At 69.5% G+C, this 26698-nt stretch carries 2 protein-coding genes; one reads left to right on the top strand and one right to left on the bottom strand.

All coding sequences use genetic code 11. The annotated features are described in order from the left end of the window. Positions 1 to 156 precede the first annotated feature (156 nt). Entirely contained in the window at positions 157 to 24627 is a 24471-nt protein-coding gene (locus tag GVY39_RS17730; protein ID WP_159925814.1) for a non-ribosomal peptide synthase/polyketide synthase, read from the top strand. A 124-nt stretch (positions 24628 to 24751) separates the two neighbouring features. On the opposite strand, the gene GVY39_RS17725 is transcribed toward GVY39_RS17730, so the two are convergent. Continuing rightward, complete coding sequence (locus GVY39_RS17725; RefSeq protein WP_159925812.1) at positions 24752 to 26587, bottom strand: acyl-CoA dehydrogenase; 1836 nt, start codon at positions 26585 to 26587, stop codon at positions 24752 to 24754. Positions 26588 to 26698: the final 111 nt, after the last annotated feature.

The raw sequence follows: 26698 nt of genomic DNA, 5'->3' as shown, positions 1-26698 counted from the left end.
CCAGCTACATGCGGTACCTGACCGGCGCGGCGAAGAGCAGGGGCAGCGCCGCCTCGGAGTAGACGAAGTGCATATAAAAGCCAGATTTCGGATGCGGTGGGCCGACGCCCTTCCGCCGTGCTGCGACGCGTCCGGGTATGAATGAGGGGTCATGCGATGAATCTGAAGTCAGACGGAACCGCCGACGGCGATCTGGGGCTGATTCCGCTCTCGAGTGCGCAGTACGGCATGTGGCTCGCGGACCACATGCCCGGCGGACCGGCTGTCAACATCGCACAGTACGTCGAGATCGAGGGCCCGGTGGACCTCGACGTGTTCAACCGGGCCGTGAACGCCGCCGGGCACGAAACCGAGTCCCTTCTCGTGCGCGTGGTCGAATCCGACGGCCGCCCGTACCAGTACGTCGACCGCGGCATCATCCACGACGAGCCGCTGCTGGATTTCAGCGATGCGGAGGATCCGGTCGCGGCGGCGATGGAATGGATGCGTCGCGACTACAACACCAAGGTGGTCGACCTCAGCCGCGACCGGCTCACCGCGACCAGGCTGATCCGGGTCGGCGAAAACCACTACTTCTGGTACGGCCGCGCACACCATCTGGTGATCGATGGGTACGGCGCCTTCAACATGCTGACCCGGATGGCCGAGCATTACAACGCCCTGCTGGAGGGCAGGCCGCCGACGCGACTGGACGCGGCTAGCCTGCGCGAGATCGTCGAAGCGGAGCAGGCCTATCGTGCCAGCAGGCGGTACGAGACGGACAAGGCCTACTGGCTGAACAAGGTTTCCGATCTTCCGACGCCGGTGAGCCTGTCCGGCCGCACTGCCCGGGCAGGCAAATTGGACCGCGTGGCCGGGCTGCAGCTGCCCGCGCACCTGTCCGACCGGCTCGATCGCTTCGCCGAGGAGGTGAACGCGTCCGCCGCGCAGGTGGTGATCGCCGCGTTCGCCGCGTTCCTCGCCCGGATGACCGGCACCGACGACGTCGCTCTGTCGATGCCGGTGACGGCGCGAGTGACCAAGCGCCTGCGCAACGCCGCCGCGATGCTGGCGAACATGGTGCCGATTCGCTTCGCCGTGCGGCACTCGACCACCGTGGAGGAGCTGGTACGCGCCTCGGTGTCCGAGCTCGTCTCGGCGATGCGTCACCAGTTGTACCGGTTCGAGGATCTGCGCCGCGACTCCGCCGCGCTCGACGCGTCGGCGAACTCCTTCGGACCGATCGTGAACATCCTGTTCTTCGACTCGGAGATCCGCCTCGGCTCGGCCGCGGGCCGCTACCGCGCGCTGACCTCCGGCGCGCTGGACGATCTGCAGTTGAACCTGTACCGCTCGGGGGCGGACGCGCCGCTGCTCATCGAGTTGCACGGTAACGCCAACCTCTACCGGCAGGGCGAACTCGAATCGCACGCGGATCGGTTCGTCGATTTCCTGCACCGGATGATGGAGTCGCCCCTGGACACCCGCATCGGCGACATCCAGCTCGTCGGGCCCGCCGAGGAACTGCGCATCGTGGAGGAGCTCGCGGGCCACGACGGCCGATCCCCCTCCGCGACACTGGTGGATCTGCTGGCCCGGCAGGCTGCGGCTACCCCGTCCGCGCCGGCCGTCACCTCGGACGACACCACCCTCACCTACCGCGAACTCGACGAACGTTCCAACCGGTTCGCCCGCAGGCTCATCGCGCTCGGCGCGGGACCGGAATCACTGGTGGCCATCGCGATGCCACGCGACGCCGATCTGATCGTCGCCGCGCTCGGCGTGCTGAAATCGGGCGCCGGGTACCTTCCGCTGGACACCGCCCACCCGGCCGAGCGGCTGGAATACGTGCTGGGCGACGCGAACCCGATCGCCGTGGTGACGAAGCCGGGCATGCGCGAGCAGGTGCCGGGTGACCCCGGCCGCGTCGTGCTGTACGATGACGTTCTCGCCGCGGAGCGGGCCACGGACCCGATCACCGATGCCGAACGGACCGGTCCGCTGCGTCCCGACCACCTCGCCTACGTCATCTACACCTCCGGATCGACCGGCCGGCCCAAGGGCGTCACGATCACCCACCGGGCCGTGTCCACCTACCTGGTGAACTCGTGCGCCGAGATCGGTATCCGGGCCGACGACGTCTGGACGTTGTTCCATTCCTTCGCCTTCGACTACTCGGTGTGGGAGATCTTCGGGCCCCTGGTCACCGGAGGCCGGGTCGTCGTCGTGGACAGCCTCACCTCTCGCTCGCCCGATGACGTCGTGCGTCTCGCGGCGCGGGAGAAGGTCACGGTCTTCAGCCAGACGCCCTCGGCGTTCTACCAGTTCGCGGCCGCGCGTCAGCGGTACGCGCACGCCGGGGAGCCCGAAGGCGAGTTGTCGCTGCGGTTGGTCATCCTTTCGGGCGAAGCTCTCGATCCGGCCGCCCTGGCCGACTGGTACGAACACAATCCGAATCTGCCTGTGCTGGCCAACAGTTACGGGATCACCGAGACCACCGTCTTCGTCACCTACACCGGCCTCACCCCGGACATCGCCGTTCCGGGCGCACCGAGCACCGTGGGTCCGGCCCTGCCGGGCTTGCGCACGTATGTCCTCGACGAGCGGTTGCGTCCGTGCCCGCTCGGCGCCTGGGGCGAGATCTACGTAGCGGGCACGCAACTCGCGCGCGGCTATCTCGACCGACCGGCGCTGAGCGCGGGACGTTTCGTCGCGAATCCGTTCGGGCAGCCCGGCGAGCGCCTGTACCGGAGTGGCGACGTCGCGCGCTGGAATCACGAAGACGAACTGGAATACCGCGGCCGTGCCGATCAGCAGGTGCAGTTGCGCGGATTCCGAATCGAGCTGGACGAGATCCGCAACGCCCTGCTCGGCCACAGCAGCGTCGCCGCGGCGGTCGTGGTCGTGCATCTGCCCGGCACGGAGGCGGCCCGGCTCGTCGGCTATGTCGTACCCGCCGTGGGCGCCGCCTGCGAGGCGGACGACCTGCGCACGCACGTCGGTGGGCTGCTGCCGGAATACATGGTGCCGTCGAGCATCGTCGTGATCGACGCGGTGCCGTTGACGGTGAACGGCAAGGTCGACTACCGGGCACTGCCCGAGCCGGTGTTCGATTCGGCCGCCGCGTACGTCGCGCCACGCACCGTCGTCGAGGAATCGATCGCGGACGTCTTCGCGGAGGTCCTCGGCACGGACCGGGTGGGCGTGCTGGACAGCTTCTTCGAACTCGGCGGCAACTCGATCACCGCGACCAGCGCGGCGGTGCGCATCGCGGAAGTGACTCGTTGCGACGTGTCGGTCCGTGACCTGTTCGTCAAACAGACCGTCGCCGAACTCGCCGCTCATCTCGAGGACGCTCGCCGCTCCGCCAGGCCCGTGCTGCGGGCGGCGGCCAGACCGGAGCCCATCCCGCTGGCACCCGCGCAGAATCGGATGTGGCTGGTCAACCAGACCGACCCGACGTCCGCGGCCTACAACATCCCGCTGATCGTGCAGCTGACCGGGCGGCTCAACGCCGCGGCGCTGCGTGCCGCGCTGACCGACGTGATCGACCGGCACGAATCGCTGCGCACCGTCTACCCCGCCGTCGACGGGGAAGGAACACAAGTCGTCCTGTCGGCCGACGAGGTCGTCGCCGGTCTCGACCTGACCCCGCAGCCGACCGATCCGGACGACATCGACCATCGGATTCGCGAGCTGGCATCGGTCGGGACGGATCTTCGCGAACGCGCGCCGATCCGGGTGGCGCTGCTCGCGACGGCCGACCGCAGGCGGCATGTCCTCGTCGTCGTCCTGCACCACATCTGCTGCGACGGCTCCTCCCTCCGGCCGCTCGCGGCCGACGTCGCCGTCGCCTACGAGGCACGGGCGGAGGGCAAGATCCCGGACTGGGAGCCTTTGATCGTCCAGTACGCCGACTACAGCATCTGGCATCGCAGCCTGCTCGGCGACCCGGACGATCCGGATTCTCGGTCCGCCCATCAATTGCGGTATTGGTCGCGGCAATTGGCGGGGATGCCGCCGGTGCTGGAACTGCCCGCGGACCGACCGCGTCCAGCCCGCCGATCCATGCTCGGCGACGTCGCCGACACCGTGATCCCGGCCGAGACCTTCGCCGGGATCGAACGTCTGGCGCGCGCGGCCAACGTCACCACGTTCATGGTCGTCCACGCCGCGCTGGCCGTGCTGCTGGCCCGGTTGTCGGGTTCGGCGGACATCACCATCGGCACGCCGGTCGCCGGACGCGGCGAACGCGCGCTCGAGCCACTCATCGGCATGTTCGTCAACACCGTGCCGCTGCGCACCGAGGTGTCCTCCGAGGAGTCGTTCACCGAGTTCCTGGCCCGTGTCAAGGACATCGATGTCGATGCCTTCGCCAACAGCGACGTGCCCTACGAGCGCGTCGTGGACGAACTGCATCCGAAACGGTCCATGGCGTACGCGCCGCTGTGCCAGGTGTATCTCGCTTTCGAGAACATGGACCGGGCGAGCTTGGAGTTGTCCGAGCTCACCGTCGAACTCCTGGATCCGGGGCCCGAACCGGCGAAGGTGGACATCATCGTCACCGTCGCCGAGAACACCGCAGCGGGTGGGGATGTCGCAATGCGGATCAACTACGCGACCGACCTGTTCGACCGGGAGACCGTCGACGAGCTCGCCGAGCGGCTGAACCGGGTTCTCGACGCGTTCGTGTCGAATCCGCGGGCGCGGGTCGGTGACGTGGATCTGTTGTCCGGCGTCGAGCGACTGGGTTTGGTCCCGGCCTCCGGCGGTCGTGCCGAGACGCCCCGGGTTCTGGCCGACGTCCTGCTGGTCGGCGATCGCGGCACGCCCGCCGTGGTGTCGGGGGATCGGGTGCTCTCGTACGGGGAGTTGGACGAGTGGTCCAACCGCGTCGCGCGGGTGCTGATCGAATGGGGTGTGGGGCCGGGGGATCAGGTCGCACTGGCTATGGGGCGGTCGGTGGAGTTCGTCGTCGGTGTGTGGGCGGTGGCGCGGGCGGGCGCCGCGTTCGTGCCGATCGACCCGCGCTATCCCAGCGAGCGGGTCGCGCACATGGTCGCGGACGCGGAGGTGGAGGTCGCGCTCACGGTCGAGACTTCGTGCGCTCTGCTTCCCGGGCACGTGCGGCAGCTGGTGCTCGACCATCCGGGCACCGAAGCGTTCATCGCGGCACAGTCACCGGCCGCGGTGACCGACGCGGACCGCGTGCGCGCTTGCCGCGTGGCCGACGCGGCCTACGTGCTCTACACGTCGGGCTCCACCGGCAAGCCGAAGGGCGTGGCGGTCACCCACGAGGGCCTGGCGAATTTCGCGATCGAACAGCGCGAACGGTATCGCGTCGACCGCAGGTCACGGGTGTTGCAGGTGGCGGCCCCGGGTTTCGACGCGGTCATGCTGGAACTGCTGATGGCCCACGCGAACGGTGCGGTGCTGGTCGTGTCACCGCCGGAGGTGTTCGCCGGCGCGCAGCTGGCGGAGTTGATTCGCGCGCACGAGGTGTCGCACGCGTTCGTGACCCCGAGCGTGCTGGCGACGATGTCGCCCGCCGGGCTCGATTCGCTGGAGGTGCTGGTGGCCGGCGGCGAAGCGGTGCCGGCCGAGACGGTCGCGGTGTGGGCGCCGGGACGGCGCCTGCACAACGGATACGGACCGACCGAGACCACGATCATGGTCGCGATCAGCGATCCGTTGTGCGTCGGCGACCCGGTCACCATCGGCGGCCCGATCCGCGGCATCGACGCGGTGGTATTGGACGACCGGTTGCGGCCCGTCCCCGTCGGGGTGACCGGACAGCTGTACGTCTCAGGTGTGCAGCTCTCGCGCGGATACCTCAATCGGCCCGCGTCCACGGCCGCCACTTTCGTCGCCAACCCGTACGGCCCCGCGGGTACCCGGATGTACGGCACCGGTGACCTCGCGCGCTGGACCACCGAGCACACTTTGGAATATCTGGGGCGCACCGACTTCCAGGTCAAGATTCGTGGCCAGCGCATCGAACTCGGCGAAATCGAAGCCGTTCTCGCCGGACACCCGGCGGTCGCGGCCGCGGTCGTGGTAGGCGTGCCCACCGACGGCGGAACACGACTGGCGGCGTACGTGGTGCCCGCCGACGGCGCCGTCGATACCGCGGAGCTGACGAAGTACGCGGCCCAACGCCTGCCCTCGCACATGGTGCCGGACACGACCATGGTGCTCGACACCCTCCCGCTGTCGTCGGTGGGCAAGGTCGACCGCGCCGCGCTGCCGGAACCCGAGTTCGCCCCCGCCGTGGAATTCGTCGCACCGCGCAACGCGACCGAGCAGATCGTCGCCGACATCTGCGCGGGCGTGCTGGGCATCGAACGCGTCGGCGTGCTGGACAGCTTCTTCGATCTCGGCGGCAACTCGCTGTCGGCCACCCGCGCGGCAGCGCAGCTCAGCGGCGCGTTCGGCGTCGAGGTTCCCTTGCGCGCGATCTTCGAGACGCCGACCATCGGCGCGCTGGCGGAGCGCCTGCGCAGCGCGGACGCGGCGACGCGGGAGTCCCTGGTACCGCAGGAGCGTCCGGACCGGATCCCGTTGTCACCCGCCCAGGCCCGCATGTGGTTCCTCAATCAATTCGACACGAGCTCGCCGGTGTACAACATCCCGCTGGTCGTGCGGATGTCGGGCGACCTCGACGTGGCGGCGATGCACGCGGCGATCGCGGATGTGCTCGCGCGGCACGAGGCGCTGCGGACCGTCTATCCGGACAGTGACAGCGGACCGCATCAGGTGATCGTCCCCGTCGAGGCGGCGCTGCCGCCGCTGGCACCGGTGACGGTCGCGGCAGGCGAGGTCGAGGCGCGTGTCGTCGCGGAGGTGACGGTGGGCTTCGACGTCACCACCGAGGTTCCGTTCCGGGTGGCGCTGTTGCGCAGCGCGCCCGACGAGCACTCCCTGGTGCTCGTCGTCCACCACATCAGCTTCGACGGGTCCTCGCTCGCGCCGCTGGCAGCGGACCTGATGACCGCGTACAAAGCCCGTGTCCGGCGCCAGCCGCCGCAGTGGGCGCCGTTGCCCGTGCAGTATGCGGATTACGCGCTGTGGCAACGAAAACTGCTCGGCACGGAGGACGACCCGCACAGCCCGACCGTCGCCCAGACCCGATACTGGCTCGCGGCTCTCGCCGATCTGCCGGAAGTTCTCGATCTGCCCACCGACCGTGCGCGGCCTGCCAAGCAGTCCTTCCACGGGGGGACGGTCTCGGCGACGCTGCCCGCGGATCTCCACCGTGAGGTGGTCTCGCTGGCCCGCCGCCACGACGCGACGGTCTTCATGGTGATGCACGCGGCATACGCGGCGCTGCTGGCACGGCTGTCCGGTACCGGGGACATCGCGGTGGGCACACCGATCGCCGGTCGTGGCGAGCCGGGACTCGACGGCCTGGTCGGCATGTTCGTCAACACGCTGGTGTTGCGGACGTACATCGAGCCCGGCGCGTCCTTCGTCCGGATCCTGGATCAGGTCCGGGCCACCGACCTGGCCGCCTTCGAGAACGCCGACATCCCGTTCGAGCGTCTCGTCGAGGTGCTGAATCCGCCCCGCTCGACGGCGCACGCGCCGCTGACGCAGGTGGGTTTCTCGTTCCAGAACATCGAGATCCCCACGGTGGAATTCGAGGGCCTGACGGTGTCGGCCCAGATGGCCGACCCGAGCGTGGCGAAGTACGACCTGCACCTGAATCTGGTCGACGCCTTGGAACCGGTCGGCGAACCGGGCGACATGGCAGTGGAATTCGGTTACGCCACGGATCTGTTCGACGAGGCGACGGTCACCGCGATGTTCGAGCGCTACCTGCTGTTGCTGCGCGCGATCGTCCTCGATCCCACCCGCCCCATCGGCGACATCGATCTGCTGACCGCGCAGGAGTCGAGCCGGCTCCGGATGCGGTCGGCCGGGGTGGCGACACCGCTGCCCGCGGTGACGATCGCGGATCTGTTCGCCGCGCAAGTGGCGGCCACGCCGGAGCATACGGCGGTGCTCGACGACGTGAGCGGCGCCCGTCTCGATTACCGGGACTTCGGCGCGCGGGTGAATTCGCTGGCCCGCGCGCTGATCCGCCGCGGCGTCGGCCCGGGGACCGTCGTGGCGGTGGCGATGCGGCGCTCGGTCGATCTGCTGGCCACGCTGTACGCCGTTCATGCCGCGGGCGCGGCCTACCTGCCGCTGGATCCGGATCACCCGGTCGACCGCGTGCGCGCCGTCCTCTCCGCCGCACGTCCGGTTGCGGTCCTGACCCGGCCCGACGACCAGGCGAGCTTGCCCGGTGACGTGCCGGTGTGGGCGCACGCGGAGCTCGAAGCCGAGCACGAGGACTCCTCCGCGGTGACCGACGCGGACCGGACCCGGCCACTGCGCCCGGAGGATCTGGCCTATGTCATCTACACCTCCGGCTCGACGGGTGTGCCCAAGGGCGTGGCGGTCCCGCACGCCGCGGTGGTGAACCAGCTGCGCTGGATGCACGATCACTACCGGCTCGACGGCGACGACGTCATGCTGTTGCGGACGCCGGTGACATTCGACCTGTCGGTCTGGGAGCTGTTCTCGGCGCTGACCTGTGGCGCGGCAGTGGTCGTCGCAGGCCCTGATGCCCACGGCGACCCGCACGAAGTCGCTCGGCTGATGGCCGAACATCGGGTGACGACGGTGGATTTCGTGCCGTCACTGCTGTCGGCGTTCCTCGAGGTCGCTACTTCGCGTCGTTTCCCGGCGCTGCGCCGTGTGCTGTGCATCGGCGAGGCGCTTCCGACCGAAACCGTTCGGCGTTTCCGGGATTTCAGCGATGCGCGCATCGACAACCTGTACGGCCCGACGGAGGCCGCGGTCAGTGTCACGGCCCATCGGATCGACACTGTCGAGGGCGTGGCCGTGCCGATCGGCGTTCCGGAAGCGAACGTCACCGTTCATGTGCTGGACTCCCGGCTGCATCCCGTTCCGGTCGGCGTGACCGGTGAGTTGTACCTGGGTGGCGTACAGCTGGCTCGCGGATATCACGAACGACCCGGCCTGACCGCGGCGACGTTCGTCGCGGATCCCTTCGGCGCCGGGGGCGGGGCTCGGCTCTACCGCACCGGCGACCTCGTTCGCTGGGACGAAGCCGGCGAGCTGCGCTATGTCGGCCGCGCCGACACCCAGGTGAAAGTGCGCGGCCTGCGCATCGAGCTCGGCGACATCGAAGCCGCGCTGATCGCGCACGAGCAGGTGCACGCGGCCGTCGCGCAGGTACGCGCCGACGGGGGCGAGCAGCGGTTGGTCGCGTATGTCGTCGCGGACGCGACGCTCGACGTCAGGCAGGTGCGGAGCTTCCTGTCGGACCGGCTGCCCGCCTACATGGTGCCCTCGTCGGTGACCCGGATCGACTCCGTGCCGCTCAATGCGAACGGCAAGGTGGACTACCGGGCGTTGCCCGAGCCGGACCCGAGTGCCCAGGTGGCCGAGTTCCGTTCGCCGCAGGGCCTGGTCGAACAGGCGATCGCCACGGTCTTCGCCGAACTCTTCGACCGGCCCGAGATCGGCGCGGACGACAATTTCTTCGAGCTGGGCGGCAACTCCCTCGTCGCGACTCGCGCGCTGAGCCGCATCGGTGACGTCGTCGACGTGACGATCCCGGTCCGAGCGATCTTCGAGGCCCCGACCGTGGCCGGCTTGGCCGAGCGTGTCGCCCGGTTGCGCGCGGTTCCGAGCCTTCCCGCGCCCACCCGGGTCCCGCGGCCGGACCGGATCCCGCTGTCGCACGCGCAGACACGGATGTGGTTCCTCAACCAGTTCGATCCCGCCGCACCCGGATATGTCGTGCCGCTGGCGATCCGGCTGGACGGCGCGCTCGATCCGGCCGCCTTGGCGGCCGCTGTCGGCGATGTCGTGGAGCGGCACGAGAGTTTGCGCACCATGTATCCGGCCGTCGACGGCACACCCACCCAGGTCGTGCTCGACACCGAGGACGTCTTGGCCACCTGCGATCTCACCCCGCAGGCGGTCGGCGAGCGGGAACTGCCGCACCGGCTGGCCGAATTCTGCGGTATCGGATTCGACGTGGCGAAGGCCGTGCCGCTGCGCGTCGCGCTGTACCAGTTGTCGGACGCGGCGTGGACGATCGCGCTGGCTGCCCACCACATCAGTTGTGACGGCTTCTCGGTGGCTCCGCTCGCCGCCGACCTGGTGGTGGCGTATCGGGCCCGTTCGGGCGGTGCCGCACCGGCCTGGGCGCCGCTGCCGGTGCAATTCGCCGACTACGCCCTGTGGCAGCGCGCGGTGCTCGGTTCGGCGGATGACCCGGACTCCTATGTGGCCCGCGACATCGCCTACTGGCGACAGCAGCTCGCGGGGGTGCCGGATCTGCTGGAATTGCCGACCGACCGGCCCAGGCCGCTCGAACAGTCCCAGCGCGGCGCGGTGCTGCACGTCGCCATCCCCGGCGAACTGCAGGGGCGGGTGGAGTCGCTGGCGCGGCGAGCCGGAGCCACCACGTTCATGGTGGTGCACACGGCGCTGGCGGTGCTGCTGTCCAGGCTCTCCGGCAGTGCCGATGTCACCGTCGGGGTGCCGCACGCGGGCCGTGGCGACCGGTCGCTGGACAACCTCGTCGGCATGTTCGTCAACACCTTGGTGATGCGCACCCGGATCACGCTCGATCAGACCTTCGCCGGCCTGCTGGAGGAGGTGCGGCGCACCGATATCGAGGCCTTCGACCATGCCACCGTGCCGTTCGAACAACTGGTGGACGCGCTCAACCCGGTGCGATCCACCGCCCACACACCGTTGTTCCAGGTGCTGCTGGCCTACCAGAACATGACTCGAGCTCGCGTCGAGCTTCCGGGGCTCACCGTGGAGAACGTGGACCCGGGCGACAGCGCGGCGATCTACGACCTGTTGCTCATGATGAGCGAAGGCCACGGCACGCACAACGAGCCGACCGGCATGACCCTGCGCCTGACCTACGCCACGGACCTCTTCGACGAGGACACGGCACGGTGCTTCGCCGACCGATTCGTCCGTGTCCTCGACGCCGCGGCCCGCGACGCCGAGTGCACCGTCGGCGAGATCGAGCTTTTCGGCGCGGCGGAGCGGTCCGAGGTGCTGGAACGGTGGAACGACACCGGTGGCTCCGCCGCACCGGGCCGGACGCTCGTCGACATGTTCGACGAACAGGTCGCGCGCACCCCGGACAGTACGGCGATTCGGCTCTCGGATGGCACCGCGTGGACTTACCGGGACTTCGACGCCCGTGTCAACCGCCTCGCCCGATGGCTCATCGCGCGCGGCGCCGGGCCGGAAACGATTGTGGCGGTGGCCGTCCGTCGGTCGGCCGAACTCGTCACCGCTGTCTACGCGGTGGTCAAGGCGGGCGCCGCGTTCCTGCCGATCGACCCCGACCATCCGAGCGCGCGTATCGCGCACGTGCTGGACGCGGCCCGTCCGCTGGTGGTGCTCACGACCGCGGCCGACAGCGCGGATCTGCCGAGCGGATTCGAGTGCGTGCCCCTCGACCGGCTGGACGTGACGAACCTGTCCGCGGCCCGGGTCACGGATGCCCAGCGGCGCATGCCGCTGCGGCCCAACCACCTCGCCTACGTCCTGTTCACCTCCGGGTCCACCGGCGTTCCCAAGGGGGTGGCCCTGACCCATGCCGCCACCGTGAGCCAGTTGGCGTGGGCGCAGCGGCAGTGGCCGCACGACACCTCCGACGCGGTGCTCCACAAGACGCCGATCACGTTCGACATCGCCGTGTGGGAGTTGTTCTGGCCGTTGCAGACCGGTGCGCATATCGTCGTCGCCGAACCGGACGGACATCGCGACCCCGCTTACCTGGCAGACGTCATCGCCCGGCGCCGGATCACCACCGTGCACTTCGTCCCGTCGATGCTCGATGTCCTGCTCGAATCCGTGGGCGCGGCACGACTGCCTTCGATCCGGAGGGTCTTCGTCGCGGGTGAGGCGCTGGCGCAACGCACCGTCGACGACGCGGCGCAGGTCTTCGCGGGAGCCGAGCTGGTGAACTGGTACGGGCCCGCGGAGGCGGAGGTGGTCACGTCTGCGCGGTGCGCACCGCACGCGACGACCGCCACGACGGTGCCGATCGGAGCGCCCGCGGCAGGCATGAAGGTCTACGTGCTGGATTCGCGGCTGCGGCCGGTGCCGGTCGGGGTCGTCGGCGAACTGTACGTCTCCGGCATCCAATTGGCGCGCGGGTACCACGCGCGCGCCGACCTCACCTGCCGCGCCTTCGTCGCGAACCCGTTCGGTGTGGCGGGGGAGCGGCTGTATCGGACCGGTGACCTGGTCCGGTGGCGGAAGACGGGGGAGCTGGAGTACCTGGGCCGCAGCGACTTCCAGGTGAAGGTGCGCGGTCAGCGGGTGGAGCCCGGTGACATCGAAGCCGCGCTGCGTGCGGTGCCGCAGGTGGCGCGTGCGGTGGCCATCGTGACGACCGAGCGCATCGTCGGATACGTGACGCCGGTGCCGGGCGCGGTGCTCGACGGGCGCGCGATTCGCGAACAACTGACGCGCACCCTGCCCTCCTACCTGGTTCCGGACGGTGTGCAGGTGCTCGATGCGATGCCGCTCACCGCGAACGGCAAGCTCGACCGTTCGGCGCTGCCTCAACCGGTGTTCGACACCGGGGAAACCTTCGTATCGCCGCGCACCGAGGCCGAGGCCGTGCTGGCTCGCCTGGTCGCCGAACTCACCGGGGCCGACCGCGTGAGCGTGACGGCCAACGTCTTCGAAATCGGTGTGAACTCGCTGTCGGCTGCCCAGCTCGCGGCGCGTGCCCAGGCAGCCGTCGGTGTCGACGTCGGCATCAAGGACGTTTTCGACGCTCCGACGATCGCCGCACTCGCCCAACGTATTTCGACGCGCACCGGGTCCACCGTGGCGCCGCTGACGGCACGGCGACGCCACGGGGTCATCCCGTTGGCGGCGGCGCAACGGCGGATCTGGTTCCTCAACCAGATCGACACCGGCTCGGCGGCCTACAACATCTGCTTCGCGGCCTGCTTGACCGGCCCGCTGGACATCGATGCGCTGCGGGCCGCATTCCTCGACGTGGTGACCAGGCACGAGCCCTTGCGGACGGTGTTTCCGCTCATCGAGGGCGACCCCTGCCAGGTGGTGCGGGACGTCGCGTCCATCGCCGCCGATGTGACGTTCGAACCGGAGCCGGTCTCCGGAGAGACGGAACTGGGCGACCGGATCCGGGATGCCGTGGAGGCGGGCTTCGACATCGCCGACGCGGTGCCCGTGCGGGCGCGGCTGTATCGCACCGCCTCCGAGGAGCACGTCCTGGTGGTGGTGGTCCATCACATCGCGGCCGACGGCGCATCGATGGCTCCGCTCGCCCGCGACGTCTTCGCCGCGTACGGGGCGCGGGTGAGCGGCCATGCGCCGCAATGGCAGCCGTTGGAGATCCAGTACGCCGACTACGCGCTGTGGCAGCGGGAGATGCTCGGCTCCGAGGACGAACCGACGTCGCTGATCGCGCGTCAGATCGAGTACTGGACCGACGCGCTCGACGGCGCTCCGGAGCTGCTGGCCCTGCCGACCGACCGCCCGCGTCCCGCGACCGTTTCGATGGACGGCGGCAACATCCGGTTCGAGCTGCCCGCGCGGCTGCACGACGACATCGTGCGGCTGGCCCACCGCGAGGGCGTCACCGTGTTCGTCGTCCTGCACGCGGCCTTGGCGATCCTGCTGGCGCGCACCGCGCACAGCGACGACATCTCGGTCGGCACCCCCGTCGCCGGTCGCGGCAGGCCGGAACTGGACGATCTGGTCGGCATGTTCGTCAACACGGTGGTGCTGCGGACGCGCATCGAGGACGACCGGTCGTTCCGGGAACTGCTGGCCCACGTGCGCGATGTCGACCTGGAAGCGCTCGCCCACGCCGATCTGCCCTACGAGCGGCTGGTCGAGGTCATCGGCCGTCCGCGTTCCACGGCGTACTCGCCGCTGTTCCAGGTGATGTTCGGGTTGCAGAACACCCGGGCTGCCCGGTTCGAGCTGCCCGGCATCGGTGTCGAAGTCCTCGATCCCGGTATCGCGCAGGCCAAGGCCGACCTCACCGTGCTGGTGACCGAACGCCGCGACGGCGACCAAGCCGCCGGGATCGACGGCGAGATCATCTATGCCACCGATCTCTTCGTCGAGTCGACAGCGCGTTCACTCGCCGAGAGGTTCGTCCGCGTGCTGGAAGCGGTCACCTGTGATCCGGCCCGTCCGATCGGCCGCATCGGCCTGTTGAGCGCCGCCGACACCGAACGATTGGTGCCCGCGCGGGGCGGCGAGGCCGCACGGCCTTGCTTGCTTCCGGATGTGCTGGACGCGGCCGTGGCCACCGACCCGGCGGCGGTGGCCCTGATCGGGGACACCGGCACGCTCACCTACCGGGAGCTCGATCGCAGGGCCAACCAGCTCGCCCGCCGGCTGATCACACGAGGCGCGGGGCCGGGCGTGTTCATCGCGCTGGCCGTGCCACGGTCGGTCGACTATCACGTCGCCATGTGGGCCATCGCGAAGACCGGCGCCACATTCGTCCCGGTGGATCTGCGCTACCCGGTCGAGCGAATCGCGCACATGGTGCACGATTCCGGTGTCGAGATCGGGCTCACGCTCGCGTCGGCACGCACGTCCTTGCCGGACGTTGTGCGCTGGCTGTTGCTCGACGATCCCCACACAGCGAATGAGATCGCGGCACAGTCCGATCAGCCGGTGACGGATGCCGACCGCGGACGCGCACTGCGGCTCCAGGATGCCGCGTACCTGATCTACACGTCCGGGTCGACGGGCACCCCGAAGGGTGTCGTGGTCACCCATGCCGGGCTGGCGAGCTTCGCGGCCGAGCAGCGGGAACGCTACCGGGTCGACAGCACGTCCCGAGTGTTGCAAGTGGCGGCGCCCGCGTTCGACGCGGTGCTGCTCGAAGCGTTGATGGCACACGCGGCCGGTGCGTCGTTGGTCGTGTCACCGCCGGAGGTGTTCGGCGGACCCGATCTGGCGGAGCTGATCCGGACGCATCAGGTGTCGCATGCGTTCCTGACGCCGAGTGTGCTGGCGACCATGTCACCGGCCGGTCTGGAATCGCTGCGGATGCTCGCCGTAGGCGGTGAGATGGTGCCCGCGGAGTTGATCGCCACCTGGGCGCCCGGACGGCGACTGCACAACATCTACGGCCCGACCGAGACGACGATCGTGATCACGATGAGCGACCCGGTGCGGCCGGGCGATCCGATCGCGATCGGCGGCCCGATTCGTGGCGCGCAGGCGTTGGTGCTCGACGCGCGATTGCGTCCGGTGCCGGTGGGAGTGGCGGGGGAGCTGTACCTTTCGGGCGCACAACTGGCGCGCGGATACCTCAACCGGCGCACGGCCACGGCCGGTGCGTTCGTCGCCGATCCGCACGGTGAGCCGGGTGCACGGATGTACCGCACCGGTGACATCGTCCGGTGGACCGCGCAGCACACTCTGGAATACGTCGGCCGCAGCGACTTCCAGGTCAAGATTCGCGGTCAGCGCATCGAACTCGGTGAGATCGACGCCGCGCTGCTCACCCACCCGCGGGTGGCGGCCGCGGTCACCGTGAGCCGCACCGGCCCCGGCGGGCAGCCGCTGCTCGCCGCGTACATCGTCACCGAGACCGGAACGATCGTGGATCCGGCCACCGTGCTCGACCACGTCGCGTCGGTACTGCCCGCGCACATGGTGCCGTCGGCGCTGACCGTGCTCGACCGCATGCCGATCACCTCGACCGGCAAGGTGGATCGCAAAGCGCTGCCGGAACCATTCTTCCGAGCCGCCGGAGACGACGCGGTGGCGGCGTCGACCGATCTGGAGCGCACCATCGCGGTCGCCTTCGCCGACGTCCTCGGCATCGCGTCGGTCGGTGTCACCACGTCGTTCTTCGCTCTCGGCGGCGATTCCATCCTGTCCATCCAGTTGGCTTCCCGTTTGAAGTCGGCGGGCGTCATCGTGACGGCGCGCGACATCTTCGAGCACAAAACCGTCCGCGGCCTGGCTCGGGTCGCCGCGGCCGCCGAACGGGTCTCGCTTTCGGAGCTGCCGGGTGGCGGCGTGGGCGAGATCCCGTTCACGCCCGTCGTTTCCTGGTTCACCGAGCGCCTCGGCGCCGCCCCGCGGTTCGCGCAGTCGATGCTGGTGCGCTTGCCGCGTGACGCGCGAGTCGGCGACGTGACCGCGACGGTGCGGGCCGTGCTCGAACAGCACGACATGCTGCGCGCGAGGCTGTGCGACCAGCGGTTGGAGGTGCCACCGGCAAGCGCCGCCGACGCAGAAGGCTCGGTGCTTACTCACACCTTCGGTGCCGACCGGGTTCCGGGCAGCGAAGGTTTCACCGCGGTGGCCGAAGCGGCGCTCGCCGAGGCCTCCGACCGCCTCGACCCGGCTGCCGGCCGGATGGTGCAGGTCGTGTGCCTGCTGCCCGAGCCGGGCGTCGACGCCGAAGCGCGCGCCCTCGTCGTCATCCATCACCTGGCGGTCGACGGTGTGTCGTGGCGGATCCTCATCCCGGACTTCGCGACCGCCTGGCAGCAGGTCACGCAAGGACGAGCGGTGGAGTTGCCCGCGCAGGGCACCTCCATGCGACGCTGGGCGCACGCGGTCGCCGACGCCGCCGCGGGCCGCGCCGAGGAATTCGAGCTGTGGCACCGGATGGCCGCGGCCCCCGATCCGCTGCTGGGCAGTGCGGTGCTGGATCCCGCCCTCGACACGCACTCGACGGTCCGGCATCTGACGGTGACCCTCCCGGTGGAGACCACCTCGGCCTTGCTGGACGCGGTCCCGAGGGCCGTGCACGGCAACGTCGACGACGCGTTGCTGGCCGGCCTGGCCGTGGCGACGACACGCTGGCGCCACCGGCGTGGAGTCGCGCACGCGGGCTTGAAAGTACTGCTGGAGGGCCATGGACGCGCCGAGCAGATCGCCGAGGGCGCGGATGTCTCACGCACGGTGGGGTGGTTCACCAACACCTATCCGGTGGCGCTCGACCTGAGCGGGGTCGAAGCGCGGGATCCGCGTGCCGCGGTGAAATCCGTGAAAGATCAGCTGCGCCGCATTCCGGACAAGGGAATCGGCTACGGCCTGTTGCGCTACCTGCACACGGACACGTCCGCGCGGCTCGCGGCACTGCCGGAGCCGCAGATCGGTTTCAACAATCTCGGCCGGGTCGGCGTCGATCTCACGACGCTGTCGGATCTCGCGTGGATCCCGACCGACGAGACGTTCGACCGGCGGTCGGCGTTCGATCCGGACATGCCCGCGGCGGCGGCCGTCACGATCGATGTGAACATCGTGGACACCCCGGCCGGACCGCGTCTGACAGCACACGTCGGCTACGCCTCCAGGCTGCTCGAACACGACGACGTAGCCGAACTCGTCGACGAATGGGTCGACGCGCTCACCGAGATCACCGCGGCGGCCCGTGCGGAGGAGGATTGGGGCTTCTCCCCGGCCGACGTTCCGCTCGTCGAGGTCACCCAGACCGACCTGGACGCCTTCGCCGGCCGCTACGGATCCCTCGCCGATGTCTGGTCGTTGGCGCCGTTGCAAGCCGGGTTGCTGTTCCACGCCGAGCTCGCGGCGGGTGATCTCGACGTCTACACCGCGCAATCGACACTCACCCTCGCCGGCGTGATCGATGAGCATCGGCTCGAGCGTGCCGCGGCCGCCCTGCTCGAGCGTCATCCCAACCTGCGAGCGGCCTTCGTCCGGACGGCGGACGGCATTCCGGCGCAGGTGATCCCGGCCGCTTCGGTCGCGCGCTGGCGGCGGGTCGACCTGCGGGACGGCACGACGACACCGGAGGAACTGATCGCGGCCGAGCGGGCGGTACCGTTCGATCCCGCCGATCCGCCGCTGCTGCGGTTCCTGCTCATCGCCGTGGCGCCGCAGGAGTTCCGGCTGGTGCTGACGGCCCACCACCTGCTGCTGGACGGCTGGTCGTTGCCGTTGCTGTGGCGCGAGCTGATCGGCCTGTACGCCGTGGGCGCGCGCGCGGAGCTGTTGCCCGCGGTGGCGTCCTACCGCGGCTACTTGGAATGGCTGGATCGGCGCGAACCGTCCGCCGGAATCCAAGTGTGGCGGGAGGTCTTGGGCGATTTCACCGAACCCACGGTGGTCGCCGACGCGCGGACGCACACGACGGTCGGCATCCCGGTCGACTCGGCCGTCGTGCTCGATCGCGCAGTCACCGCCGAGCTGGTGGAGTATGCCCGCGCTCGAGCGGTGACCATGGCGACGATCGTGCAGTTCGCCTGGGGCGTGGTGCTGGGGAACCTGCTCGGCGTCGAGCGCGTGGTGTTCGGTGGCACGGTCTCGGGACGGCCAGCCGAACTGCCGGGCGTGGAGTCGATGATCGGCCTGTTCATCAACACGATTCCGGTCGCCGTGCACGTCCCGCGGGCATCAACCATCGAGGAGGCGCTGCAGCGGTTGCAGGCGGACAACACCCGTCTGCTCGATCACCACGACGTCGAGCTGTCCCGGATCCTGTCGGCCGTGGACGCTGCCCAGCTGTTCGACACGCTGGTCGTCTTCGAGTCCTACCCGGTCGACAGCAGCGGTCTGGGCGAGGCGGACATCGACGGCATGCGAGTGATCGCGGCGGACGGCAGCGACGCCGCGCACTACCCGATCACCGTTCAGGCCCACCAGGACGACCGGTTGCACGTCAGGATCCGCTACCAGCAGGCCCGTGTCGACGACCGGACGGCCGCCGCTCTCGCCGCCCGTCTGGAAACGGTGCTGCGCGCCATCCCGGCCGAACCGCGGGCGCTGTTGGGCGCGGTCGACCTGTTGTCCGCGGCAGAGCGCCGCGCCCTGGTGCCTGCCACGGGCGGGCAGGCGCGGTCGGCCTGTGTGCTGGCGGAGTTGTTGGCCGCCGGTGCGGCGACGAATCCCGATGCGGCAGCGGTCGTCTCGCGTGCGCGGACGATGTCGTACGCCGAGCTGGACGCCTGGTCGAATCGCGTCGCCCGCGCCCTGATCGACTGGGGCGTCGGCCCCGGCGATCAGGTGGCGTTGGCGATGGCGCGGTCGGTGGAATTCGTGGTCGGCATCTGGGCCGTGGCCAAGACGGGCGCCGCGTTCCTGCCCGTCGATCCGCGGAATCCGGCCGACCGCGTGGGAAACATGCTCGCCGATTCCCAGGTGCGGGTCGCGGTCACGGTCGCGGCGTCGCGGGAGCTGGTCCCGGATCCCGTCCGGCGGCTGGTGCTCGACGATCCGGCGACCCGCGAGGCGATCGCGGGCCGGTCGGCGGAGGCGGTGACGGACAGCGACCGGCTGCGGACGCCGGATGTTCGCGACGCGGCCTACGTCTTATACACCTCGGGCTCGACCGGGACGCCGAAGGGCGTTGCGGTCACCCACGAGGGCCTGGCGAATTTCGCGGCCGTGCAACGTGTCCGATTCGGCGCGGACAGCCGATCGCGCGTGCTGAACGCCTCCGCTCCGGGTTTCGACGTCGTGGTGCTCGAGATTCTGTTGGCCCACACCAACGGGGCGGTATTGCTGGTGCCGCCACCGGATGTGTTCGGTGGTCCCGAGCTGGCGGAATTCATTCGGGCACAGCGGGTATCGCACTCGTTCATGACCCCGAGCGTGCTGGCGACGATGTCGCCGGAGGGGTTGGATTCGCTGCGGGTGCTGGTGGCCGGTGGCGAGGCGGTGACACCGGAGATCGTCACAGTGTGGTCGCCGGGCCGTCGACTGCTGAACGGGTACGGCCCGACCGAGACGACGATTCTGGCCGGAATCAGTGCTCCGCTGAATCCGGGTGAAACCGTCACGATCGGTGGGCCGATCAGTGGCGTCGAGGCCGTAGTGCTGGACGCGTGGTTGCGGCCGGTGCCGGTCGGGGTGGCCGGTGAGTTGTATCTGGCGGGCGTGCAACTGGCCCGCGGATACGTGAACCGGCCGGTGGCGACATCGGGCGCATTCGTCGCGAATCCGTTCGGTGCGGCGGGGTCGCGTATGTACCGCACCGGCGACTTGGCCCGCTGGACACCGGAACACACCTTGGAATACCTCGGTCGCAGCGACTTCCAAGTCAAGATCCGCGGTCAGCGCATCGAACTCGGGGAGATCGAAGCCGTCCTGGCCGGACAACCCGGTGTGGAACACGCCGTTGTCGTGCTGCGGAAGGATGAGCGCGGTATCGGCCGGCTCGTGGGCTACCTCGTCGGTTCCGAGGACTTGGATCCGGAGGAGATCAGGGCCGCCGCGCGGCTGCGGTTGCCCGCGCACATGGTGCCCGACGCGTGCGTGGTGCTCGCGGAGTTCCCGCTCACCAGGACCGGGAAGCTGGACCGCATGGCGCTTCCCGCGCCGGAATTCTCGGCGGCGCGAGCCTGGGTCGCCCCGCGCACGGAAACCGAACGGCAGGTGGCGGAAGTGTTCGGCAACGTGCTGGACATCGACCGCGTCGGTGCCACCGACAGTTTCTTCGACCTCGGCGGCAATTCGCTGTCGGCGACGCGCGTGACCGCCCAGTTGGGCACGGCGCTCGGAGTCGGCCTCGGCGTCCGTGACCTGTTCGAAGCGCCGACCGTCGCGCAGCTCGCCGCCCGTGTGGCCACCTCCGAGCGGACCGACCGGCTGCCGCTGGTACCGCGCACCCGTCCCACACTGGTTCCGCTGTCGCTGGCACAGCAGCGGATGTGGTTCCTCAATCAGCTCGACACCTCCGTCGGTGCCTACAACATCCCGCTGGTGATCCGGCTGAAGGGCGAACTGGACATCTGTGCGTTGCGGCGCGCGTGCGAGCTGGTCATCGAGCGGCACGAATCACTGCGGACCAAGTTCCCGACCACCGACGGAACGCCTCATCAGGTCACCGTTCCCGCCGAGGCGGTCCCGGCGACGCTGACCGCGGTCACGGTCGAGGCGGAGCGGCTGATGGAGCGGGTGCTCGCCACGGTCTCGGCGAGCTTCGACGTGACACAGGCGCCCCCGCTGCGCATGGAGTTGTTCCGGCTCGACGAGCACGAGCACGTGCTGGTCATCGCCGTGCACCACATCTGCGCCGACGGACAGTCCATGCTGCCGCTCGCGCGGGACGTGGCGGTGGCCTACCAGGCGAGCAAGCACGGGACGCCACCGTTGTGGCCCGCTCTCGCGGTGCAGTACGCGGACTACACCCTGTGGCAACGGGACGTCCTCGGTGACGAGCGCGACCCCGGCTCGGTCATGGCACAGCAGTTGCGGTTCTGGAAGGACACGCTCTGCGGCCTGCCCGAGCTGCTCGAGTTGCCCACCGACCTGCCGCGGCCGCCGGTGGCGTCCATGCGCGGCCGGACGGTCGATTTCGAGATCTCCGCGTCGTTGCAGGAACGAATCGGTGCGGTCGCGCGGGCGGCGAACGCGACGGTCTTCATGGTCATGCACGCCGCGCTGACCGCCCTGCTGTCGCGGCTGGCCGGTGTCACCGATATCGCGGTGGGCACGCCGGTGGCGGGCCGAGGGGAACGCGAACTCGACGATCTGATCGGCATGTTCGTCAACACGCTCGTCCTGCGGACGCAGGTGTCGCCGCGGGAGTCGTTCGCCGATCTGCTCGCCGCGACCCGCGAGACGGATCTGGCCGCGTTCGCGCATGCCGACGTGCCCTTCGAACAAGTGGTGGAGGCGCTGAATCCGCCGCGTTCCACCGCGCATCTGCCGCTGTATCAGGTGACGCTCGATGTCCAGAACCTGAGCAAGGCCGCCTTGGAGCTGCCCGGGCTCACCGTCGAGCCGGTCGAGAACGGTTTCGAACCGGCGCAGGCCGACTTGAACCTGAACCTGGTGGAGCGGTCCGGTGACCAAGGGCATCCGGACGGCATCCGGGGACGGCTGACCTATGCCACCGATCTGTTCGTCGAGGCGACGATGACCCGGTTCGCGCAGGCCTACGTGCGGATCCTGGAAGAGGTGACCGCGAACCCGGCGGTCGCGGTCGGCGACATCGACCTCGTGGACCCGGCGCAGCGTCGCGAACTGCTCGACGCGGCCGGTGACGCCGGGGTCGCGGTGGCTGACACGACCCTCGCGGAGTTGTTCGCCGCCCAGGCCGTGGCGCGGCCGGACACGGTCGCGGTGACCGACGGTGCGTCACAGCTGACCTACGCCGAACTCGATCGGCGCGCCGCCGTGGTGGCGGCTCGGCTGGCCGAGCAGGGCGTGGGTCCGGAAACACTGGTGGCCGTGGCATTGCCGCGCACGGCCGACCTGGTAGTCGGCCTGCTCGGCGTCGTGCGCGCGGGGGCGGGATATCTGCCGCTGGACGTCGCGTATCCGCCGGAGCGACTGCGATTCATGCTCGACGACGCTCGCCCGGCCGCGGTGCTGACGTCGGCGGACCTGTCCGCGGCAGTGCCGGAATGCGCCGCGCCGGTACTGCTGGTCGAGGATTGCCGGAACGACAGCGCGGCCGTGCCGGCCGCGGTATCGGGTGTGCGGCCGGGCAACGTCGCCTACGTGATCTACACGTCGGGATCGACCGGCCGCCCGAAGGGTGTGACGGTCAGCCATCGGGAAGCGGTCACTTTGTTCGCCAACGCGGCCGAGCGGTTCGACGTGGGACCCGACGACGTGTGGACGATGTTCCATTCGTACGCATTCGATTTCGCGGTGTGGGAGATCTGGGGCGCGTTGCTGTCCGGCGGCAAGGTCGTCGTGGTCGACTACGACACGTCCCGGTCGCCGGAGGCGTTCGTGGACGTCGTCGCCCGGGAGCGCGTGACGGTGTTGAGCCAGACACCGTCGGCGTTCTACGGATTCGCCGAGGCGGAGCGCCGGTATCGCGAAGCCGGTTGTCCGGCAGGTGATCTCGCGCTGCGCTATGTCGTCTTCGGTGGCGAGGCGCTGGATGCGTCCCGGTTGGGCGACTGGTTCGCGGCGCATGCGCCGGGAACGCCGCGGCTGATCAACATGTACGGCATCACCGAGACGACCGTTCACGTGACGTTCTCCGAGGTCACCCACGCCGGCTCGGCGGGGATCGGTTCGCCGCTTCCCGGGTTGCGGGTATACGTCCTCGACGACCGCCTGCGTCCGGCGCCGATCGGTGTGGCCGGGGAGATCTACGTCTCCGGTGGCCAGCTCGCGCGGGGTTATCTGGGCGCGCCCGCCCTGACGGCGGGACGATTCGTGGCCGACCCGTTCGATCCCGACGGCGCCCGGCTCTACCGATCCGGGGACGTGGGCCGGTGGCGGAAGTCCGCCGGCGGGCTGGAGTTGGTGTACGCGGGCCGGGCCGACGCGCAGGTGCAGTTGCGCGGGTTCCGCATCGAGCTGGGCGAGGTGGAGTCGGCCCTGCTGAGGCATCCGCTCGTCACTCAGGCCGCCGTCACGGTGCACCGGCACGATCGCGGTGTGGATCAGCTGATCGGCTACGTCGTCGGCATCGACGGCGAGCGGATCGACCCGGCCGAGGTCCGCGAGACCGCAGCGGAGGTGCTGACCGGTTACATGGTGCCCGCGGCGATCATGGTGCTGCCCGCACTGCCGCTCACGGTCAACGGAAAGCTCGACCGGAAAGCACTGCCCGCTCCCGCGTTCGAGGAGTCGACGGAGACGTTCGTCGCGCCGCGGACCCACACCGAGAAGGTGATCAGCGAGGTCTACGCGCTGGTCCTGGGCGTCGGGCGGGTCGGTGTTTCGGACGGGTTCTTCGATCTCGGCGGCAACTCGCTGCTGGCGACGATGGTGGTCACCGAGTTGCGCACGCGCGGTGTGACGATCCAGTTGCCGTGGATGTTCGACGACGCGACGCCGAAAGCGCTGGCGGCCAGGGCCGACGGCGCGGCAGGAGCCTCCGGGCTGCAAGTGTTGCTGCCGCTGCGTGCGCACGGCGCGAAGCCGGCGATCTTCGCGGTGCACCCCGCGGGCGGGCTGGCGTGGTTCTACGGCGGAGTGGTCGAACATCTGCACAGGGACCGGCCGTTGTACGGCTTGCAGGATCCCCATGTCGTAGCGGGCGAACCGGGTGCGCATTCCGTCGATGAACTCGCCGAACGCTATGTGGCCGAGATTCGCCGAGTGCAGCCGAGCGGACCGTATCACTTGCTCGGATGGTCGTTGGGCGGTGCGATCGCGCACGCCGTGGCGGTCCGGCTCCAGCGAGCGGGACAGCGCGTCGGCATGCTGGCCATGATGGACAGTGCAGTCGGCGACTCGGAGGCGCTGGCCGCGTCGATGAGCACCACCGCGGACCAGCCCGCGCCGGGTGAGCTGATGGCCGATCTGCTCGGTGGCTGGCGAGAGCTGTTCGATCTCGGCGCCGAGGTGACAGCGGACACCCACGAGCGGGCATGGGCGGTGATCCGCGATCAGGTGACCGCCAGCGGAATGTTCACCGCCGAACAGGTCGACCGGGTGATGGAGAGTTTCCAGACCGCGGCCGGCATCGCCCAGGAGTACCGACCGGAGGTTTTCGACGGCGACCTGGTCTTCTTCACCGCGGGCAAGGACCGCGCGGACCACGACGCCGTCGTGCGGACGTGGCGGCCCTTCATCACCGGTGACCTGCACAACACGGTCGTCGACGCACGTCATCTCGAATTGACTCACCCGCACGCCCTGGCTGTCATCGGCCCGATCCTCGAACGGTTCTCGAACGCCGATTCGGCCTGAGCCTGCGCCGCCGCCCCGAACGCGGTCGGCTCGATAGCGGCGGAAACCGCGGCCGGTGATACCGGCCGCGGTTTCCGCGGTGACCGCCGGGGGAGAGCCCGCCGGTCGTGGGATCCGGGCCGGCTCAGAACGCGGCTTCGTCGAGTTCCATGACGCTGATGTCCACGTCGGAGATGACCGACCAATCCGCACTGAGGTGCGGCAGGACGTTCTTGGCGAAGAACGACGCGACGGCGATCTTGCCCTGGTAGAAGGCGCGGTCCTGGTCGCCGGGGTCGGCATCGAGTGCGGCCGAGGCGATTTCGGCGGCGAGGATGAGTCGCCAGGCGACGAGGAGGTCTCCGACGGCGAGCAGGAACCGGACGGAGTTCAGTCCGATCTTGTACAACTCGGTGGGCTGTTCCTGCGCGGCGAGCAGGTGCTGGGTGAATCGGCCCGCCATGTCCTGGACGTCTTCGAGCGCGGTGGCGAGCAGGACCTTCTCGACCTTGAGCCTGCCGTTGCCGGTGGTGGAGTGCGCCGTGTCCCGGATCTTGCCCGCGAGATGGGCGAGCGCGACGCCGCGGTCGCGGGCGATCTTGCGGAAGAAGAAGTCCTGCGCCTGGATGGCGGTGGTGCCCTCGTAGAGCGAGTCGATCTTCGCGTCGCGGATGTACTGCTCGATCGGGTAGTCCTGCAGGAAGCCGGAACCGCCGAGGGTTTGCAGCGACTCGGTCAGGTACTGGTAGGCGCGCTCGGAGCCGACACCCTTGACGATCGGCAGCAGCAGATCGTTGACCCGAGCGGCCAATTCGGCGTCCGCTCCCGAGATGTGCTGAGCGACAACATCGTTCTGATGGCCTGCGGTGTAGAGGTAGATCGCGCGAAGCCCTTCGGCGTACGCCTTCTGCATCATCAGCGACCGCCGCACATCGGCGTGCCGGGTGATGGGGACCTTCGGCGCGGCCTTGTCCGCCATCTGGGTCAGATCACTGCCCTGCACGCGGGCCTTGGCGTATTCGAGGGCATTGAGATAGCCGGTGGACAAGGTCGCGATGGCCTTGGTGCCCACCATCATCCGCGCTTCCTCGATGACCTCGAACATCTGCGCGATGCCGTCGTGCACCTCGCCGACCAGCCAGCCCTTGGCGGGGATGCCGTGGCCGCCGAAGGTGACCTCGCAGGTGGCGGAGGCTTTGAGGCCCATCTTGTGCTCGACGTTGGTGACGAACACGCCGTTGCGCTCGCCCAGCTCACCGGTCTCGGGGTCGAAGTGGAACTTCGGCACGAAGAACAGCGACAGGCCCTTGGTGCCCGGTCCGGCGCCCTCGGGGCGGGCCAGTACCAGGTGCATGATGTTGGGGAACAGATCGTCGGAGTCGGCGGAGGTGATGAACCGCTTGACGCCCTCGATGTGCCAGGTGCCGTCTTCCTGCTCGAGCGCTTTGGTGCGGCCCGCTCCGACGTCGGAGCCTGCGTCGGGCTCGGTCAGCACCATGGTGGCGCCCCAGCCCTGGTCGGCGGCGATCTGCGCCCACTTCTTCTGCTCGTCGGTGCCGATGCCGTGGATGATATGGGCCATCGACGGACCGGTCAGGTACAGGTAGGCCGCGGGCTGAGCGCCGAGGACGAATTCGCTGATCGCCCAGCTGACCATCGAGGGCGCGGGTACACCGCCGATCGCCTCGGCCTTGCCGACGCGCCACCAGTCGGCGTCGTACCACGCCCGCACCGACTTCTTGAACGATTCCGGCAGGCTGACCGAGTGGGTGGCGGGATCGAACACCGGTGGATTGCGATCGGTGTCGGCATACGGCTCGGCCACCGGTCCTTCGGCCAGGCGCGCGGCCTCCGCCAGCATCGACCGCACGGTGTCGCCGTCCAGGTCACCGAACGCTCCGGTGCGGAGGACGTCGTCCAGTCCGTACACCTCGAACAGGTTGAACTCGAGGTCACGCACGTTGCTCTTGTAATGGCTCACGGGCCAGGGCCTTTCGACAAAACGGCCGGTGTACCGGCAAGGGATCAGGTGGGCGCACGGATGGGTGATCGCCCCCGGCACACTGTGCGGCACCGAACATGCGAAAGCAAT

This window comes from Nocardia sp. CY15, from assembly GCF_009829295.1.
Classification (GTDB): Bacteria; Actinomycetota; Actinomycetes; order Mycobacteriales; family Mycobacteriaceae; genus Nocardia; species Nocardia sputi.
Note: the sequence above shows the minus strand (reverse complement) of the source record. Positions and strands in the feature narration are given on the sequence as shown.

Excerpts from the sequence above, each read along its gene's own strand:
- GVY39_RS17730 (WP_159925814.1), top strand. The coding sequence starts at position 157 with ATGAATCTGAAGTCAGACGGAACCGCCGACGGCGATCTGGGGCTGATT.